The organism is Sphingomonas sp. UYP23 (assembly GCF_054059235.1).
Window position 1 is genome coordinate 1,444,534 of sequence record NZ_JBSSBX010000001.1, and the last position, 17,159, is coordinate 1,461,692.

The 17,159-nt window shown below is 63.6% G+C and carries 16 protein-coding genes and 1 pseudogene; 11 read left to right on the top strand and 6 right to left on the bottom strand.

The annotated features are described in order from the left end of the window. Positions 1-37: 37 nt before the first annotated feature. Positions 38-739, top strand: a complete 702-nt coding sequence (locus ACVWYO_RS07115; RefSeq protein WP_457349416.1) for a glutathione S-transferase family protein — start codon at positions 38-40, stop codon at positions 737-739. Positions 740-926: 187 nt separating this feature from the next. Beyond that, entirely contained in the window at positions 927-1,439 is a 513-nt protein-coding gene (gene msrB, locus ACVWYO_RS07120) for a peptide-methionine (R)-S-oxide reductase MsrB (RefSeq protein WP_457354895.1), read from the top strand. Positions 1,440-1,606: 167 nt separating this feature from the next. Here msrB and ACVWYO_RS07125 read toward each other — a convergent pair whose 3' ends face one another. The 3 genes from ACVWYO_RS07125 to ACVWYO_RS07135 form a co-directional block, all read right to left on the bottom strand. Further along, the gene (locus ACVWYO_RS07125) at positions 1,607-1,903 is read right to left on the bottom strand and encodes a putative quinol monooxygenase (protein WP_457349417.1); all 297 of its coding nucleotides are present in this window, start codon (positions 1,901-1,903) and stop codon (positions 1,607-1,609) included. A 105-nt stretch (positions 1,904-2,008) separates the two neighbouring features. After that, a complete protein-coding gene (locus ACVWYO_RS07130; RefSeq protein WP_457349418.1) occupies positions 2,009-2,716 on the bottom strand; it encodes a peroxiredoxin-like family protein in 708 nt (235 codons plus the stop codon). A gap of 165 nt (positions 2,717-2,881) precedes the next feature. Further along, positions 2,882-3,196 (bottom strand): oxidoreductase, encoded by a 315-nt coding sequence (locus ACVWYO_RS07135; protein ID WP_457349419.1) that lies wholly within the window; start codon positions 3,194-3,196, stop codon positions 2,882-2,884. Positions 3,197-3,338: 142 nt separating this feature from the next. Here ACVWYO_RS07135 and ACVWYO_RS07140 point away from each other — a divergent pair, with 142 nt between their 5' ends. Then, complete coding sequence (locus ACVWYO_RS07140) at positions 3,339-4,253, top strand: LysR family transcriptional regulator (protein ID WP_457349420.1); 915 nt, start codon at positions 3,339-3,341, stop codon at positions 4,251-4,253. Positions 4,254-4,582: 329 nt separating this feature from the next. Here ACVWYO_RS07140 and ACVWYO_RS07145 read toward each other — a convergent pair whose 3' ends face one another. Beyond that, positions 4,583-5,464 (bottom strand): LysR family transcriptional regulator, encoded by an 882-nt coding sequence (locus tag ACVWYO_RS07145; protein WP_457349421.1) that lies wholly within the window; start codon positions 5,462-5,464, stop codon positions 4,583-4,585. A gap of 104 nt (positions 5,465-5,568) precedes the next feature. Between ACVWYO_RS07145 and ACVWYO_RS07150 the strand changes: the two genes are divergently transcribed. The 3 genes from ACVWYO_RS07150 (at position 5,569) to ACVWYO_RS07160 (ending at position 9,224) form a co-directional block, all read left to right on the top strand. After that, the gene (locus ACVWYO_RS07150; protein ID WP_457349422.1) at positions 5,569-6,276 is read left to right on the top strand and encodes a peroxiredoxin-like family protein; all 708 of its coding nucleotides are present in this window, start codon (positions 5,569-5,571) and stop codon (positions 6,274-6,276) included. A gap of 112 nt (positions 6,277-6,388) precedes the next feature. Beyond that, positions 6,389-7,204, top strand: coding sequence for an alpha/beta hydrolase family protein (locus ACVWYO_RS07155; RefSeq protein WP_457349423.1), 816 nt, complete (start codon positions 6,389-6,391; stop codon positions 7,202-7,204). A gap of 652 nt (positions 7,205-7,856) precedes the next feature. Next, a complete protein-coding gene (locus ACVWYO_RS07160) occupies positions 7,857-9,224 on the top strand; it encodes a cell wall hydrolase (RefSeq protein WP_457349424.1) in 1,368 nt (455 codons plus the stop codon). A gap of 568 nt (positions 9,225-9,792) precedes the next feature. Here ACVWYO_RS07160 and ACVWYO_RS07165 read toward each other — a convergent pair. Continuing rightward, on the bottom strand, positions 9,793-10,011 hold the full coding sequence (locus ACVWYO_RS07165) for a hypothetical protein (protein WP_457349425.1): 219 nt from the start codon (positions 10,009-10,011) through the stop codon (positions 9,793-9,795). A 95-nt stretch (positions 10,012-10,106) separates the two neighbouring features. Between ACVWYO_RS07165 and ACVWYO_RS07170 the strand changes: the two genes are divergently transcribed. The 5 genes and pseudogenes from ACVWYO_RS07170 to ACVWYO_RS07190 all read left to right on the top strand — a co-directional run. Next, positions 10,107-11,012, top strand: a complete 906-nt coding sequence (locus tag ACVWYO_RS07170) for a tyrosine-type recombinase/integrase (protein ID WP_457348793.1) — start codon at positions 10,107-10,109, stop codon at positions 11,010-11,012. A 7-nt stretch (positions 11,013-11,019) separates the two neighbouring features. Then, on the top strand, positions 11,020-12,213 hold the full coding sequence (locus ACVWYO_RS07175) for an IS91 family transposase (protein WP_457348794.1): 1,194 nt from the start codon (positions 11,020-11,022) through the stop codon (positions 12,211-12,213). Between the two features lie 312 nt (positions 12,214-12,525). Continuing rightward, positions 12,526-13,422: a potassium channel family protein gene (locus ACVWYO_RS07180; RefSeq protein ID WP_457349426.1), complete on the top strand. Its 897-nt coding sequence runs from the start codon at positions 12,526-12,528 to the stop codon at positions 13,420-13,422. 87 nt (positions 13,423-13,509) lie between these two features. Then, the gene (locus ACVWYO_RS07185) at positions 13,510-13,941 is read left to right on the top strand and encodes a hypothetical protein (protein WP_457349427.1); all 432 of its coding nucleotides are present in this window, start codon (positions 13,510-13,512) and stop codon (positions 13,939-13,941) included. 33 nt (positions 13,942-13,974) lie between these two features. Continuing rightward, positions 13,975-14,238 (top strand): annotated as a pseudogene (locus ACVWYO_RS07190) (transposase); the annotation flags it as partial. A gap of 383 nt (positions 14,239-14,621) precedes the next feature. On the opposite strand, the gene ACVWYO_RS07195 reads toward ACVWYO_RS07190, so the two are convergent. Further along, on the bottom strand, positions 14,622-16,502 hold the full coding sequence (locus ACVWYO_RS07195) for a sensor domain-containing phosphodiesterase (protein ID WP_457349428.1): 1,881 nt from the start codon (positions 16,500-16,502) through the stop codon (positions 14,622-14,624). Positions 16,503-17,159 lie beyond the last annotated feature (657 nt).

Here is a 17,159-nt window from a genome sequence, read left to right on the forward strand (position 1 = left end):
CGCCTGGCGTGACCACACCCGCAAGAGGAGACCCTGCATGATCCGCTTCTATTTCCATCCGTCGCCCAACCCCGCCAAGGTGGCGCTGCTCCTCGAGGAAGCTGGTATCGCGTACGATTTGGTACCGGTGGATACGAGCAAGGGCGAGCAGCATCTCCCGGCGTTTCGCGCGATCAACCCCAACGCGAAGGTGCCGGCGATCGTCGATACCGATGGATCTGGCGGCAACGAGACCAGGGTATTCGATTCCAACGCCATCTTGCTCTACCTTGCCGAAAAGAGTGGTCGGTTCCTCGGTGATCCGCAGCATCGCTCCGAACTCCTCTCATGGCTGTTCTTCATTGCCTCGGGTCTGGGCCCGTTTTCCGGCCAGGCGGTCCATTTCAAGCGGATGGCGCCCGAGCTGGAGTATGCCGTGAACCGCTACCGCCGCGAGGCAGAGCGCCACTATGAAGTGCTCGATTCACATCTGGCCGGCCGGCGCTTCATCGTCGCTGACGACTACACGATCGCGGACATGGCCGCCTGGGGTTGGATCGAACGCGCCGGTGTCGTCCTGTCGGGATCGGAGGATCCCCTCGCGGCCTATCCGAACATCAAGGCGTGGTTCGCCAGCATCGACGCGCGACCGGCGGCGCAGCGCGCACGGACGGTGGGCGGGGATCACCCGTTCAAGCGGATCAACGACGAAGAAACCAAGCGGGCGCTGTTCCCGTCCAATTACCCCAAGGAAGAATGAAGTCCCGACCGATGGAGGTCAGCGGCAAGCGGGATCGGGCGGCGACGGCACATGCCCGTGCGGCGGTCCGCGATGCGAAGAGCCGCGCGGTGGAATGGTCGTGAAGATCAAGTCCAGGAGCGCCTGTGCCTTTCCGTCATGGACGCCGAGCCGTAACCTTCCGGCAAATCCGAACGAACAGGGTATCATGACCCAAATCAGCCCCCCCGCCTCCCGCCGCGGTTTCCTTGCTCTGTGCACCACCGGTACGATCGGTGCGCTGGCATGGCGGTCGATCGGTCGCAGCGACGCCGCGACGATCGCGGCCACAACCGCCCCGTTCAGACTCACCGACGCCGCGTGGCGTAAGCGCCTGTCACCGCAGGCCTATGCGGTCCTGCGTCAGGCCTCGACGGAATACCCTTTCACCAGCCCGCTCAACAACCAGCATCGCGCGGGCACTTTCGTTTGCGCAGGCTGCGCGCTTCCGCTGTTTTCATCGTCGACCAAGTTCGACAGCGGCACAGGCTGGCCGAGTTTCTACGATCATCTCCCGCATGCCATCAATGCGCGTGCGGACACCAGCCTCGGCGAACAGCGCACCGAAGTGCAGTGCGGACGGTGTGCTGGCCACCTCGGACATGTCTTCGAGGACGGGCCAAGACCCACGGGTCTTCGCTACTGTATGAACGGTGTCGCTATGGCGTTTCATCCGGCGTAGCGCCTGCTGGCTGGCCCTACGCTCGCGGCTCGTTGCGGAATCACACCTGTCGCCGCAGGCATGTCCGTGCGGGGAGGGTCGGGCTTGCGGTTGGGCGGCTGGCGTTTTCGGTGCGCCGCGCCGCCCAAGATCGCGTCAGTATGGGCAATCGAGAGCCAAGATGGGCCTTACTTGAAGGCGACCACCTGCAGGCGAAGGACCCTGGTCTCGAGGAACAGATCGTCTGCCTGTTCGACAAACTCCTGTCCTGCCGGGCCGGCCATATGGGCTTCGCCAGCAGCTTCGTCGACGAACGAGTCGAACACCCGATAGAGGCCCGTCTCGCCTTCGACCTTCGAGCCGTGCCAGGTCAGATTGCCGGGCTCATCCTTTACCAGCGACGCTTCTTTCGCAAGAAACGCCTCGACCTCTGCTTCTTTGCCAGGCTTGGCCTTCATCTCGATCAGGAATGCGAACTTAGCCATGTCAGTGTTCCTTGTGTTGAATGGCGCACGCGGCTGCGCACGCAGTACGAAGCTTGCGTCGCTTCGCCAGGTCGGTTCCGTGGACGTAACGACAGTGAGGAGACGTCAGGCGGCGTGCTGGCGCGCGAGCTGGTCCAGAACCGGGAACATCGCCGACGGCTCGGGGCGGCGGGTATAATCGCCATTCACCTCGGCGTAGACGATCGTTCCATCCTGCGCGATGATGTAGCGGGCGCTCATCGGCAGGGTCCAGCTGTCCTCGCCGTTGAACTGCGGCAGGTCGGCGCCGAGCGTGCGGTGGGCCACCCGCAGATATTCCGGCAGCGTCCAGCGCAGGTTGAACTGCGCGGCGACATCGCCGCCATGGTCGCCCAGGATCGGAAAGCCGAGCGCGTTCTGGCGCTGCGACTTGCGGCTGTTGGGCGCCAATTGCTGCGAGATCGCGACCAGGCTCGCACCACGGGCCTCGATCTCCGAGCGGGCCGCTTCGAGCGCGGTCAGCTCGTAATTGCAGTACGGGCACCAGACGCCGCGATAGAAGCTGACGACCAGGGGGCCTTTGGCAAGCAGCGCTTCGGACGAGACCGGATTGCCGTCAGGGTCTGGGAGCGTGAATGCTGGCGCGGTGTCCCCGGCCTTCAGTGCGCGCGCCGGTGCACCCGATGCGATCAGTTCGTCGACCGAGCGATGCAAGGCTTCGACGGCTGCCGGGGGGGCAAGTCGGGTATCGAACTCGACCTTGAAGGCGTCGAGCTTGCCCTGCAGCGGCAGATCGGATTGCATGATCTTGGCGAAGGTTTCCTGGAACGTCATCGCGCTTCTCCTTGGCGGCTCAGCACCATCGCTGCCGTGACGCCCAGATGCGCTATTCTGTTACATTGCAGTAGGATGGTAGAAGCGATATGACTTATTCAAATATAGAATAGGCGGTGTATTGAATGGATCGATCGCATGCGATGGACGTCTTTGTCCGCGTAGCTAGGACCAGATCCGTCTCAGCCGCAGCGCGATGTGCAGGTTCGCCAGCCCGATGTGTCGAAATGGATCGCGGCGTTGGAGGCGCGTCTCCGGCTGCGGCTTCACATCGCCAGCGCGGTTTCCTTGGCGTCGGCGATCGGTGACCGTCCCGAAGCCGCCCCGTGCGAAACGTTCGGAATAGGTCGTCATCCGATCGGCTGGCCGACCATCCTGGGCCGCCGCGATGCGCGTCATCGGCGTGACCGCGAGGCGGTTCTTTATAGTATGGCCGTTTATAACGATGGGCGTGAAAACGGCGCTGCCATCGATGTTCATCGTTCAGACCTCCGCAGCGGTACTTCGGACACTAGTGTCGAAATGTGAAGGCTTCTGTAGTATCGAGGCCCGACCCAGTCTGGGCAGATGATCCGGAGAACATGCATTTGACGACCAGCACTATATCCGCCATCGTTATAGTATGGATCTCGCCGATGTTGCTCTGTTTCGCACCATTGCATCGCTCGGCAGTCTTTCGGCTGCGGCGCGGCAGATGGGCACGTCGCCGATGCTGGTCAGCCGCAGGTTGGCAGGCCTCGAAGCCGAGCTGGACGCGCGGTTGTTCCACCGCACAACGCGCTCGCTCTCGCTGACTCCGGAGGGAGAGGCCTTTCTGCCCCACGCCGTCACCCTCCTGGAAGCCCGAGATCTGGCGTTCGCCTCGGTCTCGTCCGGCAGCTCCGGCCTCTCCGGCGTATTGAAGATTACCGCGCCCAACGTCATCGGCCACACCGTCGTCGTCCCGGTCGCAGCGGCGTTGATCGCCGGCAATCCCGCGTTACGGATCGACCTGATCCTCAGCGACGCTGTCATCGACCTTGCGACGGCGGGAATGGATGTGGCCGTTCGCGTGGCGGAGATGAAGCCGTCGGACATGATAGCGACAAGGGTAGCCGACAACCCGTTCACGCTGGTCGCTGCGCCAAGCTACGTCGCGCGCTTCGGGCAGCCTGCGACGACGGAAGACCTGGCGGGTCACCCCTGCATCAAACTCCACGGCATGGACGCGTGGCCATTCATGCGGGGCGGCGAGTTGCACCGCATGCGGGTGAGCGGGCCCTTGTCGGCCAACACGGTCGACGCGGTGCGAGCGGCGTGCATCGCGGGCGTGGGCCTTGCGATGTTGACCTACTGGGACGTGCGCCAGCAGATCGAGCGCGGAGAATTGGTGAGCGTCCACCTCACCGATGTCGAGCCGCGCGAGGTTGGGATATGGGCCGTATTCCCGAGCCGCGCGCATATGCCCGCCCGGGTGCGGGTCTTTATCGATGCGTTGCGAGATCGCTGCTTGCCGGGATCTGACGCTCCTCGATCGAACCATGCGGGCGGTCTTTGAATATTCGGTGGTGGTTGCAAACAGGGTGCCGAGGCTGGTCGCGGCGCTATCGCATGCAGCCGCCCGCCTTGTCCGGCGCCATGCACACGCAGGCCCGCTAAGTCGGGATACGAGCAAAGCGCGCGCGCAGGTGTGCGCTGAGCTCGGCTCCAGGGAAGAAGATCGTCCTGTCGTCGTCGCGGGACATCGTGTTCGACACGCTGGTACAGCATCACCGGGGCGGACAGAGGCGCGCGCGGACATCGGCACCAGCCACAGCTGCGCCCGATGCGCAGCCACTGACGTCAAAATTTCGAGCGATCGAGCCGCGGCCTGAACTCCCCGCATCATCAGATGCGGGGCAGAATGTCCGCGAAATAGGCTGCGATCGCTCGCGCCGACGGTTTGGCGGCGCGACCGCTTGTAAACAATGCATGGACGTCCACCGACCCCAGATCCCAGTCCGGCAAGACTTGGACAAGCGTACCGGTCGCGAGCTCGTGCCTGAAGGCGGACAATGTCGTCACAACGATGCCCATTCCTTCGACCGCGGCCAAGTATACGCCTTGCAGGTCGTCGATTCTCAGTCGTCCCTCGAGGCGCACCGAAGCCGTCGTTCCCTCCTTGCGGAACACCCAATCCCGGACTCCACGCGGACCGATAATGATCGCGTGTGCGGCCAAGTCCGCCGGCGCGTTCAGGACTGGAGCCGCGCTAAGATAGCTCGGCGCCGCTACCAGCGCGCGAGGCCAGGTCACGAGCTTGCGAGCGGTTGCAACCGAGTCGGCAAGGACTCCAAAGCGAAACGCGACATCGACCCCCTCCTTCACCAAATCTTGGCGGGCGTCATCGAGCAACAGGTCTAATCGCAACGCCGGATGCCGATCGAGGAAAGGCTTGAGGTGCGGAATCACAATCCGCGCAGCCAGGCTGGTGCCAATTGCCACGCGCAGCGTACCCCGTAATTCTTCCGAATGGCGGGCCGAATGCTCCGCATCGTCGAGATCGGCCAGGATTGGATCGATCCGGGCAAGGAACTCGGCACCGGCATCTGTCAATGTGACGGCGCGCGTGGTGCGCACGAGCAGCGATGCCCCGATCTCTCGCTCAAGGGTCGCGATCGTTCGCGAGGCCGTCGATTGAGACATGCCAAGCTCTCGGCCGGCAGCGGAGAAGCTCCCGCGGCGAGCAACCCGGATGAACAATCGAAGCGATTCGAGATGGTTACTCATAGCAGAAATGGATACGTCATAGCCGTGCAGTCTGGCTAGTCCGGGCGATAGAAAAGATCGATCTCCTTGTCTCAGCGCCCCGGCGACACCCAAGGAGATAGTCAATGACCTTTCGGAAAACTCTCGCGACACTCGCGAAATCTGGCCTGCCGCTACAGGACAAGCTCGATGCGCTGACATCCGAATTCGAAACGAACGTCGCCCCATCTTCTGTGGTCGAGGTCCTGCGCCGCGCCACCCGCGAGCTGATCGCATCGGGCGCGCAGAATCGGGCGCTGAGGGCGGGAGATGTTGCGCCCGAATTCACCCTTCCCGACCCTGACGGGAATCCCGTATCTTCCAGGGCACTGGTTGCCAGCGGTCATCTGGTGCTGACCTTCTATCGCGGCGCCTGGTGCCTGTATTGCAACTTTGACCTGAGTGCGCTGGAGGGAGCCCGCTCGGAGATCGAGGCCCGCGGTGCAACCCTTGTTGCCATCTCCCAGCAGACGGCACCCAACAGCCGCAAATCGCAGCGGCAGAACGGGCTCGGGTTTCCGATCCTGCGTGATCATGGTGGCGTCGTCGCTGCCCGGTTCGGCGTGCGCTGGACCATGCCGGCGTATCTCCGCGAGGTTCAGCAGGCGCTTGGTGCCGACCTGGCGCAGTTTAACGGCGAGGACAGTTGGACGCTGCCCATGCCGGCGCGTTTCGTCATCGCTCGAGACGGAACGATCGCCTACGCCGAGGTGAATGCCGATTACACCCGCCGGCCTGAACCTGCGACCATCTTCCCGGTCCTGGAGCAGCTGGGCCGACGGCAACCGGCGTGATCTTCCTTCGCGGCTCCACACCAAGCCGGTCTTCGCAGCCCCAAATCATCGAAGATCCGGTCCGACGAGAATTGCGCTCAGCCAACCCCATTTCAGCGAGGAGAATCATCCCATGGCGACCGAGACCTTCACTTTTGTCAACACGCGCGGAAGCCGCCTAGCGGGCAGGATCGAAGCCCCGGACGTTGCGCCCCGAGGTTGGGCGCTGCTCGCGCATTGCTTCACCTGCGGCAAGGACGGTTTGGCCGCAGCACGGGTTTCGCGAGCGCTCGCTCGTGCGGGGATCGGCGTGCTGCGGTTCGATTTCGCCGGTCTGGGCGAAAGCGACGGCGACTTCGCCGACATGACCTTTTCCGTCGACGTCGACGACCTTGGCTCCGCTGTGGCCGCCATGGCCGAGGCGGGTAAGCCCGTTTCGCTGCTGGTCGGGCACAGCCTCGGCGGCGCGGCGGTGATCGCTGCAGCCGCCCGCTTGCCGGAGATCGCTGCCGTCGCGGTGATCGGCGCACCCGCCGATGTACGGCACGTGCTGCACCAGATCGACCCGGCGACGCTCGATCGGTTGGTGGCCGACGGCGAGGCTGACGTCAGGCTTGGCGCACGGCCCTTTCACATGCGGCGATCGTTCGTCGACGACATGGCGCGCCATGATATCGAGGCGAGCGCGGCCTCGCTTCGCCGGCCGCTGCTCGTCATGCACGCGCCACGCGACGCCGTGGTCGGAGTCGAGCACGCCGCGCGGCTCTTCCTCGCCGCCAAGCATCCCAAAAGCTTCATCTCTCTCGACGGGGCAGATCACCTGCTCACCCGCCGCGAAGATGCCGATTACGCAGCAGCGATGATCGCGACTTGGGCGAGCCGCTACCTCCCGCCGGTCAGTCCGGACCTGCCGCAACAACACGGTCGATCAAGCCCTGGCGCGGCGTGAGGAAGAGGCTGCGGGGTGACGGCGTCGACCGCGAACCGACACTGCGAAAGCATCATGCGACGCCGTCCGAGAATCGAGCAGGCCGACCGCGAGTCGCTCGACAAGGCTTCGATATGCCTGACGGTTCGCTCGCGACAGGCGATACCCGGAGCGGGCGCGTTCGGCGGATGCTGATCGACGCTCGAACCGGGCCCTTTGAAACGGCGTTGCGAAATTGGGCGAAGGATCGCCCGATGGTTGCAAGGGAGCGGTCCACAGAGCATTCGGCGCTACCGTCAAAATGACGGTCGCCCGCCCTTCCGTGTCCATCACCCCCCCACCCAAGGCGATCACCATCTCGCTTTTCTCGAGGACTTGAAACGCGATAAGGCGATAGCGTTTCGGTGTCGTTCGCACCTGCCGGGGTGCCACATGGACGTGTTCACGATGCCGGCGACTCCGTGTCACATCAGCGGGGAGCGACGGAACGGGGACGCCGAGTTCCTGCCCGAAAGACGAACCACAATACGCTTCCCTGCCCGTTCCCGGCTTGGGACGGGCAGGACCAAAAGGCGAAATTCGCAATCGGACCGAACTGCGCTAAGGGCGCTGACCGTTCTTGGTCAGGAGCCACGCGTGCCCGCCTCACTTCATCCCTACCGGCCTTGAGCGCATGACGGATGCCCGCCTCCGCAGCACGCCCCTCCGCGTGATCGTCGTGGCGATCGCGGTCCTCGCGATCGTGCTGCCAATCCTGCTGATTCGTTTCGCGCCGCCGCTCGTACGCCATCACGTCGCGCGCAGCGCGCCGCAGCGCGTCGTGCCCGCCGCCGAGTTGCCGCCGGTCGAGCCGGTTGCCTTCCAGGATCTTGAGCCCGACGATGCGCGCACGTTCAACGCAAGCGTGCCGTTCGTCGATGGTCCCAACCCCGCGGCGCGACCGTTCAAGCTCGGTGGCGATACGCTCGAGCGCGCGCGCGCGATCGACTGCCTGGCCTCCGCCGTGCTCTACGAAGCGGGTGACGAGCCGATCGGGCAGCGCGCGGTGGCGCAGGTCGTCATCAATCGCGCTCGCCACCCGGCGTTCCCCAAGACCATCTGCGGCGTCGTGTTCCAGGGCGCCGAGCGCTCGACCGGGTGCCAGTTCACCTTCACCTGCGACGGCGCACTTGTGCGGCATCGCTGGCTCGACGTGCAATGGAAGCGCGCGCGCGACGTGGCGTCTGCGGCGCTCGCCGGCGCGGTCTACAAGCCGGTCGGCTATGCGACCCATTACCATACCAATTGGGTAGTGCCCTATTGGCAGTCGAGCCTCGACAAGATCGCTGCGGTCAATACCCATCTGTTCTTCCGCTGGACCGGCTGGTGGGGCACCCCGCCCGCCTTCAATCGCCAGGTCTCGCCCGAAGAGCCGATCATCGCGCAGCTCGCGCCCTATTCGGATGCGCACAAGGCGGGCGCAGACCCGATCACCGGACAGCCCGGCCTGCCCGACGCGGCGGGCGACGCAACCCCGATGCCGACCACCGCAGCGGCGACGGCACCAACCTTGCGGCCGCTGGCGAACGATCCCAATACCTATCTGATCACGCTCGATCCGCGCATGCCAGCCGATGAATATGCGGAGCTCGCGCTGAAGCTCTGCGGCGACCGGCCCTATTGCAAGGTAATGGGCTGGAGCGACACGACCGAGACCGCGACCGCTTGGCCCCTCTTGCCCGCGCAAATGACGACCATGTCGTTCAGCTATCTGCGCGACGTGCGCGACGCGGCGCATCCGTTCGACCGCACCGTGTGGAATTGCGCCGAGTTCCGTCGAGCAGACCCGAAGCAATGCATGCGGGTCCAGGCCTTTCTCCCACGGAACAGCGAGGCGCCAAGATCCGAGACAGCGTCCGGCGCACGCGCGACGACCGTGACGCCGCCTTCGGCCGAAGGACTCCCGGGGGTGCGGCGCAAGGCGGACACGCCCGAGACAAGGTCGGCGCCGGTCGCGCGAGCATCAGCAGGCCGCGCGGTCACCGCCCCGGCCGCACCCTAACGCAGCAAAGCCAGCGCGGGAGCGGGTATCGATCGCTTTCCGCCGTCGCTGCATCAGGCCGTGACGAACATTTTCCACCGGATCGCCATCTGCGCTGCGGCGCGTGCGTCGATCTTTCGGCACACAGCACGCGCGTCGGGCACGCGCCTCGGGCATGACCCGCTCGGCGACGTCGCGCGCGATCATCGGCTTGGCTTTGGAAGGCGGAATCGCCTCCTTCCGCAGCCATTAGCTTGGTCGCCGCGGTCGCCATCCGCAGCCACCTCTCGCCGAGCCCGCAGATGCCGATGCTGTGGATATAACGGCGTGGTCCGGCGCGGATATGGTCGGGGTTATGCAGGCCGTTCTGCGTAAACCAGTTCATCCCCACATGTTGCTGCGCGATATCGGCGTTGCCACCGACCGCGCGACACTCGGGGTCGAAGTGCGAATGCCCGCGTTGGAGCGAGGGAACGTCCCGCTGCGCGCGCGGCCCGTCGACGCCGCCCAGAGCGTCCCCGGCCGCCGGCATATCCTTCGCCAGCGGCATCGGCGGACGTAGACTGCCCGTTTAACCCCGAAGGCGCCCTTAGGATTCCTCGCCGGCGGAGAAGCGCAGCATGATCGTGACCGAAGCTTTGGACCACTTCTCGTTGATCACCGAACCTTCGCTTTGGGGTGTTCCATCGGCAGCTTCTGTCAGAAGCAGACGTTCGCGGTAGCTGATCTGAACGACCGGCTCTGGTCGCAAGCGGAAAGGCAGCTTCATGGCCGAAAGGACCCAGAGCACGAAGCCGCTGCGCGGCATTGGTGTTGGTGGTGAGGTAGCGCCTTTGCGGTGAGGTTTGGCCCGGCGGCAGCGGCGGCAGACGATGGAGTTCCTTCAACCAAAGGAACTTGATCATGGCGATTGTACCGATCGAACGACCCGTCACCCCGCTGCGTCAGCGGATGCTCGACGACATGGCGATGCGCGCGATGCGGTCGCGGACCCAGCATGATTATATCCGCCACGTCCGCGCCTTCGCGGCTTTCCTCGGGCGCTCGCCCGATACCGCGACCGCCGAGGATGTGCGCCGCTTCCAGCTTCACCAACGCGAGCAGGGTGTCGGAGAGTCCACGATCAACGGCTCGGTATCGGCACTGCGCTTCCTGTTCGACGTGACGCTCGAGCGACCCGACCTGTCGCGGCGGCTGGTGCTGGCGCGTCGTCCCAGGAAGCTGCCCGACGTGCTGAGCGTCGATGAGGTGGGACGGCTGCTCGAGGCGGCACCGGGCATCAAGTACCGGGCGGCGCTGGGCGTGGCCTATGGCGCTGGCCTGCGCGTGTCGGAGGTCGCGCACCTCAAGGCCGACGATATCGACAGCAAGCGGATGCTGATCCGGATCGAGGAGGGCAAGGGCCGCAAGGATCGTAACGCCATGCTGTCGCCGCAGCTGCTCGAGCTGCTGCGGCTGTGGTGGCGCGAAGGCAAGCGGCGCAGTGTCCTTCTGCCGCACGGCTGGCTCTTTCCAGGGCGCAGCTACACCGACCCGATCTCGACCCGGCAACTGCACCGCGCGGTCTGCGAGGCGGCCGAGGCGGCGGGGATTCGAAAGCGCGTCAGCCCGCACACGCTGCGGCACAGCTTCGCCACTCACCTGCTCGAACAGGACGTCGATATCCGCGTGATCCAGGTGCTGCTCGGGCACAGCAAGCTCGAGACGACCGCGCTCTACACCAAGGTCGCAACGCGCACGATCCGCGCCGTGACCAGCCCGCTCGACCGGCTGATGGCGCTCATGGAGGGCAAGACGCCGCCCGGTTGACGCCCTCGTGCGGACCTCCCTCGAGGTCGCCAACATCTTTCGCGGCGCTGGTCCCGCATATCGAACGGCGCATGCGGGGCACCTGAGCCTGCACCAGCTGAAGGTCATGTCGGCGATCGAACATTGCCGTACCGCCGTCATGGGCGGTCACGTCGAAGCCTGCACCGACTGCGGGCATTGGCGGGTGGCCTATAACAGCTGCCGCAACCGACACTGCCCGCGGTGCCAGGGTGCCGCCGCGCGCGCCTGGCTGGCCGAGCGTGAGGCCGACCTGCTCCCGGTCGGTTACTTCCATGTCGTGTTCACGCTGCCGGCCGAGGTCGCCGATATCGCCCTCCAGAACAAGGCCGCGCTATACGGCCTGCTGTTCCAGGCGGCGTCCGAGACGATGACCACCATCGCCGCCGACCCCAAGCATCTTGGCGCACGCATCGGCATCACCGCTGTCCTTCATACGTGGGGATCGGCGATGACCCATCACCCGCACATCCACATGATTGTGCCGGGCGGCGGGCTGTCGCCCGACGGCAGCCGCTGGGTGTCGTCGCGCCCGGCGTTCCTCTTGCCGGTGCGCGTGCTCGGCAAGCTGTTCCGCCGCCTGTTCCTCACCCGACTGATGGCGCTGCGCGACACCGGGCGGCTCGGCTTCTTCGGAAGCATGGGCCATCTCGCCGACCGGCGTGCGTTCCTGCGCCACCTGTCGCCGGTCCGGAAGAAGAACTGGGTCGTCTACGCCAAAGCACCGTTCGCGGGACCAGAGGCGGTGCTCGCCTATCTGTCGCGCTACACCCACCGGGTGGCGATCTCGAACGGCCGGCTGCTGCGCTTCGACGAGACCGGCGTGACGTTCCGCTACAAGGATTACCGCCGAGACGGAGCCGACCGCCAGCAGACCATGACGCTCGCGGCCGATGAGTTCATCCGCCGCTTCCTGCTCCATGTCCTGCCAAAAGGCTTCCACCGCATCCGTCACTACGGCCTGCTCGCCGGTGCCACCCGCAAGGGGCAGCTCGAGCGGATCCGTGAGCTACTTGGCGTTGCACCGCCGGCCATCACCGATGCGCCGACCGGGCCGGAAGACGTTCGACCGCCATGTCCATGCTGCGGCGGGCACATGGTCGTCATAGAGACCTTCGAACGCTGGCGGCAGCCGCGCGCACCGCCGCAGAGCACCGCATCGACCGGGACGACCACGCCATGACCCCGCATGGCTCAGCTTCATCCCGCCACGCAGGTCTTGCGGTTCCGGCGATGCTGCCGCTCGTGCTGGCAACATCACCGACTGCATCAGCGGCACCTTCAACCTGCGATCATGGGCAAGATGCACCCCGGACACTGCCCCTCGGGACCATGATCTCGGCCGCCGATACGCGCCTCGACAGCCGTCACACGCGCCGCACAGCCGGGCCAAACTCGAAATCCCCATAGCCAGTACACGTGGCCCGCGGCTTCCTGCTTTGGAGGATATCGTACGCCTCACGGCATCCGATTTCCTTCACAGAGTCCGACCAGCATGAGCAGGAAGTTTCGCAAGCCCATGGCTTCCAGGCCGCGACGTAGGTGGCGGCAGGTAAGAAATCTGGTCGCCCGTGGCGGACCGACGCTGATTTTTATCGTCTACCTGGCGGTAATTGTCACGTTCGGTGCCGGATATCGCGCCCTTCCGGCTGGAAGCTTTTATGCTCCCTATGCGCAGGATGAACCCGCCGGCAAAAATGATCGCAAACGTCTCGAGCAAGCCATCGAGCGGAGCTTGAAAACTCACCTCTTGCACGCTCCGGCTTTCGGCGGTGCATGGCTGGTTGATCCGCACTCCGTTCGCGTAAGCTCTTTGCGTGCTGACGGCGACGAAGTTTTCTTCGACGTAGCGCTTTACGCGACCGCGCAGATCGCCGGGAAGACCGTCGCAGTCAGTGGTCCCTATCGGTTCAGCATGCCCCTGCAAGGCCGCATGTTCGAGCTTCCATCGATGATAGGGCCATGCCGTTTGATCACACTTGTGTCCAAAGACGCATCTGGTCTCGCCGGTAAGGTGACGCAGGCACTGTTCCGAGCTGATCGCCCCTGTACAAATTTTCCAGCCCTCACGTTGACCTGGCGGGAGGATAATCAGCTTACGGCATTACATGGCGGTGTCGAAGCGGACCCCAGCCTTATCAGCGGTTGGCTGGGGCGTAGCATGTACTTGAGCGCGACTACCATAACCACAACTGGCTATGGCGATATCGTGCCACTTACGCCGTTGGCTCGTTTCATGACCGGGTTAGAGGCCATCCTAGGCTGGATCGTATCGGGCATTTTCATCGCGGTGCTTGCGGCTCAAGCACCTTGGCGAGTGATCGAAGCGGTGGACGAAGGAGATGAGGTGCCGCAAGCACCGAAAGATTTCGATGAGTCTCTCCGGGGCTGAAGGTCGCAGCTCTAGAGTTGACGAGACCGCTGAAACGATAGCCGGATAGCGCTTGCGAGGTGACCAGACTTGCTTCAGCTTTCGAGCATGACCCCGACACCCGGCAGCGACTTTAATCTTCGGCTCCAAACTAACGAGATGATCGAACGCGAGCGGCTTGCCGCGCTGCTAGCCGCCATCGAGGATGCCGTGCGAAAGAACCTTCCTCGTGGGTCCCGAGCCTACCTGCTTGTCGGCACAGTCCGGGCGGGCAGCGTCGACATCGCCCTCGCGCTCGGCGGCATAGCCGCAACCGTGATTGTGGGGCTGCCGCCGTGCCTCGTGGCTCTCAAGCAGCTCGCCCGCGACCGCCGCCCCGAACCGAATGCCTTCGCCGTCGCGCTCGCCGACGTAATGGCGTTCGACGCCACCAATCGCGTTGAATTCATCCACAAAGACAATGTGGTTACGATCGAGCGTAACGAGGTGAGAGGTGGCCCGGCAAATCTGGACAGGCTGCTAAGTGGAGTTTCTGCCTGAAGGCGGCCAGCATGGCGCCGAACAGGAGATGAGATGACAAAGCGAACACGCCGGAACCATAGTCCGGCCTTCAAGGCGAAGGTGGCTCTGGCTGCTGTGAAGGGCGAGAAGACGCTGGCCGAGTTGGCGCAGCAGTTCGACGTTCACCCGAACCAGATTACGATCTGGCGCGGCCAGCTGCTGGAAGGGGCGGCAGGAGTTTTCGGGTCGGACGGCCATAGTGAACCAGCCGAACCTGCGATCGACGTAAAGACGTTGCACGCCAAGATCGGCGAGTTGACGCTGGTGAACGATTTTTTGTCCGGGGCGCTCGGGAAGGCGGGACTGTTGCTGAGCCACCTCTAACGGCGGAGACGAGGCGCAGGAGCGCCTGGTCGTTGGGGAAGACCCTGACCTTGACGGTGCGCCGCTTGAGCTATTGCTGGACGGCGCGCTCGATCAGGTTCGAAGTGCGCAAGCGTCGGCGATGATGCTCGGGCAGCGTAAACACAGCCAAGCCTTCGGGAACGGCGTTTTCCACTCGTTCTCTCCACAGGGTGTGTTGCAACTCCATGGAATGCCGAAGATGGGCAGTTGGTGCCGCGGCATGCCCCGGCACCAACTTACAAATCTCGACCCGATCGAATTTCCAGACCTCGCGTTACACAACCCTATGATCGTCGCGAGTTTGGCAGATTAGCTCAGTGGCGTTCCGCCAACGCGCGTGCTTCGCCTCCAGAAACGGGCACGGTCCCTGCAGCCTGGGCTCGCTCAATAAGTAGCGTTGTCGTTGCGTGGCGATCAACGGCACGCGAGAACAGGTAGCCTTGGCCCAGGACGCAGCCAATTGCCTGGAGTTGGCTGGCTTGATCCTCTGTCTCGACTCCTTCTGCGACGACTCGGATATTCAGCTTCTGTACGATCTGAATCAGTCCTTCGACGATCGCCATGCTGGCGTCTCCGGGGGCGAGGCGATCTATAAAGCTCTTGTCGATCTTGAGGATATCAACCGGCACCGTCATCAAATGCGTGAGCGAGGCAAAGCCGGTGCCGAAATCGTCCAGCGCAACGCGCAAGCCTTTCGCTCGCAACACTTCCACCGCGTTCTGGACGGCGTTGTCGCCGTCGCCCATGTAGACCGCCTCGGTGACTTCGAGGATGACGTGCTTTAAGGGTACATTCTGCTGCTCGAACGCGGTCGTGAGGACACGCTCGACAGTGCCACCGTGGATGTCTGCCGACGAGACGTTGATGCCGACGTGCTGGAACGGGATGCCCATGTCGAGCCAGACGCGCACGTCTGCAGCAACCAGCGCCATCATGCGCGCCGTCAGGGCGGTCGCGACGTGCGCGTCCTTGGTTGCCTCGTGAAAAAGCGCCGCCGGCACGACCTCGTTACCCATTCTCATCCGGCAAAGAGCTTCGAGGCCGACGATCTCCCGTGTGTCCAGCCGCACCACCGGCTGGTAGAAAGCATCTATTCGGTTTTCGCGAAGCGCCGCGTCCACGTCCCGAATGTCGCCCAGTCTGCGTGTGATATTAGTCCCAAGGCCCGGCCAGTACCGTACGAAGCCACCGCGTCCGGTTTCCTTGGCGTGGTACAATGCGAAATCAGCATTCTGGCGAACGCGCTCGGCAACGACGTCACCGGACGAGACGACAGCGCCACCGATCGTAGCTCTAGGCACAACGACGTGCCCGCTACAATATGCCACTTCTCCAAGCGCCTCCGCTAACTCCGCTGCCACGCCTTCAAGGTTCCGCAGGGAACGGGCTGTCTTGAGGATTATGGCGAACTCGTCCCCTCCTATCCGGAACACCCGCTCCGGGCTGACCTGCGCCGCGATGCGTTGGCCGGCGGTCTGCAAGAGACAGTCGCCTGCATGATGGCCAAACGTATCGTTAATGATCTTCAGGTTGTCCAGATCGAGGACGAACAGTGCCCAACCGCCAGGTTCATCGCAGCTCAGGGCGGTCAGCGCAGCGTCGAACGCTCTACGGTTGGGCAAGTTCGTGAGCGCGTCGGAGAATGCGCGTCTCTCGTGCTCGACCACTCGTTGGTGCCGATCGAGTGCGATCGCACACAGGTTTACGCAGTGTCTGACGATCTCCTTTTCGAAAGCCGTTGGGCCGCGACACTCACGATAATAGAAAGCGAAGGTGCCGACAGGATCATCGTGCGCGGCATAAATCGGGGATGACCAGCAGGCTCGCAGCCCCAGCGGCAGCGCAAGCTGCTTGTATGCCGCCCAGCGCGGGTCCGTTTCAATGTCCGTTGCCGCTATCTCCATGTGCAGGTACGCCGCTGTACCGCACGATCCTGCATTCGGCCCGATAGCTATGCCTTCGAGCGCGTTGGAATATGCTTCCGGCAGGCGCGGTGCCGCGAGCGGGTGGATTATGCCAGCGGCGTCGACGGTGAGGACGGAGCAGATGACGTCAGGCATCAGCTTCTCGACCTCCAGACAGAGGCGCGTTGCCGTACGCTCCAAGGTGTCGCCCTTTGCAATCATCTCCAGGACGATGTTCTGAAGCTTGAGCAGGGGCTTCTCTAAAGCTGAATCGCAGTCAGTATTGACCATAAACGCCTCCGCGAACTGACCATGCCCATAATTATTAAAGATCTGCCCTCGGCGCTGATTAAATGGCAGCGCGTTCCAAACGAAGCTCGTCCAATCACCAATCCGTTCCGTTCCGAGGGTTTTGGTCGGCGCACGATCAGATCCGCATTCGTTTCCCTTTGCCAGAGAGTAACGGCATGTTTCTGTCCTCTGTGAGGCTTCGCAAGCGAAGGCGTCCCCGCAATACATCTATAGGACGATCACCGGTCTGCCACGCAGGCCGCCGGCTTCAAGCGTGCGTTGCGCGTCGGCCACTTGGTGGATGCCGTACACGCCCGTCACCCGCAGACAAATTTCGCCGGCCTCTACAACCTTGCTGAGCAGTTCGAGCCATTCGGTGCGTTCGAAGGCGGGGTAGGTGTAGCGGCTCGCAATGATGATCCGCCCGGAACGGCAATAGATGGCCTCTGTACATTATGGGGACACAGATTCCGGTAGGCTTCCAGAAACCAGTTACTGTAGAGTTTTCCTGCGAAATCGATTTATGAAAGGTCGAAAGCCGCACATTTCTGTCGTCACTTTGCTACTTTAAAAACCGAACGTTTCCGAGATTAACAGCCATATATCAACCACCTGAAGCTAACCGTAAATCCATGTCCCTATAATGTACGGGGGCCA

Bases quoted from the DNA above. Each gene is read 5' to 3' on its own strand.
- ACVWYO_RS07130 (WP_457349418.1), bottom strand. From the start codon at position 2,716: ATGACGTTCCAGGAAACCTTCGCCAAGATCATGCAATCCGATCTGCCG.
- ACVWYO_RS07115 (WP_457349416.1), top strand. From the start codon at position 38: ATGATCCGCTTCTATTTCCATCCGTCGCCCAACCCCGCCAAGGTGGCG.
- ACVWYO_RS07145 (WP_457349421.1), bottom strand. From the start codon at position 5,464: ATGAGTAACCATCTCGAATCGCTTCGATTGTTCATCCGGGTTGCTCGC.
- ACVWYO_RS07155 (WP_457349423.1), top strand. From the start codon at position 6,389: ATGGCGACCGAGACCTTCACTTTTGTCAACACGCGCGGAAGCCGCCTA.
- ACVWYO_RS07180 (WP_457349426.1), top strand. From the start codon at position 12,526: ATGAGCAGGAAGTTTCGCAAGCCCATGGCTTCCAGGCCGCGACGTAGG.
- ACVWYO_RS07165 (WP_457349425.1), bottom strand. From the start codon at position 10,011: ATGCCGCGCAGCGGCTTCGTGCTCTGGGTCCTTTCGGCCATGAAGCTG.
- ACVWYO_RS07160 (WP_457349424.1), top strand. From the start codon at position 7,857: ATGACGGATGCCCGCCTCCGCAGCACGCCCCTCCGCGTGATCGTCGTG.
- ACVWYO_RS07125 (WP_457349417.1), bottom strand. From the start codon at position 1,903: ATGGCTAAGTTCGCATTCCTGATCGAGATGAAGGCCAAGCCTGGCAAA.
- ACVWYO_RS07150 (WP_457349422.1), top strand. From the start codon at position 5,569: ATGACCTTTCGGAAAACTCTCGCGACACTCGCGAAATCTGGCCTGCCG.
- ACVWYO_RS07185 (WP_457349427.1), top strand. From the start codon at position 13,510: ATGACCCCGACACCCGGCAGCGACTTTAATCTTCGGCTCCAAACTAAC.
- ACVWYO_RS07195 (WP_457349428.1), bottom strand. From the start codon at position 16,502: ATGGTCAATACTGACTGCGATTCAGCTTTAGAGAAGCCCCTGCTCAAG.
- ACVWYO_RS07135 (WP_457349419.1), bottom strand. From the start codon at position 3,196: ATGAACATCGATGGCAGCGCCGTTTTCACGCCCATCGTTATAAACGGC.
- ACVWYO_RS07170 (WP_457348793.1), top strand. From the start codon at position 10,107: ATGGCGATTGTACCGATCGAACGACCCGTCACCCCGCTGCGTCAGCGG.
- ACVWYO_RS07140 (WP_457349420.1), top strand. From the start codon at position 3,339: ATGGATCTCGCCGATGTTGCTCTGTTTCGCACCATTGCATCGCTCGGC.
- msrB (WP_457354895.1), top strand. From the start codon at position 927: ATGACCCAAATCAGCCCCCCCGCCTCCCGCCGCGGTTTCCTTGCTCTG.